Origin of the sequence: Sutcliffiella halmapala (assembly GCF_050107295.1) — a bacterium.
Taxonomy (GTDB): Bacteria; Bacillota; Bacilli; order Bacillales; family Bacillaceae_I; genus Sutcliffiella_A; species Sutcliffiella_A halmapala_A.
In genome coordinates this window covers 1-254 of the sequence record NZ_JBNIKR010000055.1, presented here as the reverse complement: position 1 = coordinate 254, position 254 = coordinate 1, and the positions used below count along the sequence as shown (strand labels likewise).

General features: G+C 37.0%; 1 rRNA gene. It reads left to right on the top strand.

The features are described from left to right. Positions 1 to 72, top strand: a 16S ribosomal RNA gene (locus ACQCT5_RS23045); the annotation flags it as partial. Between the last annotated feature and the right edge of the window lie 182 nt (positions 73 to 254).

The following is a 254-nucleotide window of genomic DNA, read 5'->3' as shown; positions in this document are numbered from 1 at the left end:
GTGGGACAGATGATTGGGGTGAAGTCGTAACAAGGTAGCCGTATCGGAAGGTGCGGCTGGATCACCTCCTTTCTAAGGAAAAAGACGCTGTTTGTTTTGTTTAGTTTTGAGAGAGCATTCTCTCTATTATGTTCCTTGAAAACTAGATAACGTTAAGTAATATCAAGATACATTCACAAGTATCGTTCATCTTAGTAATTTTCTTTTAAGATATCATCGCTGATATCGAAAAACATGACAATTAGTTTGTCAAC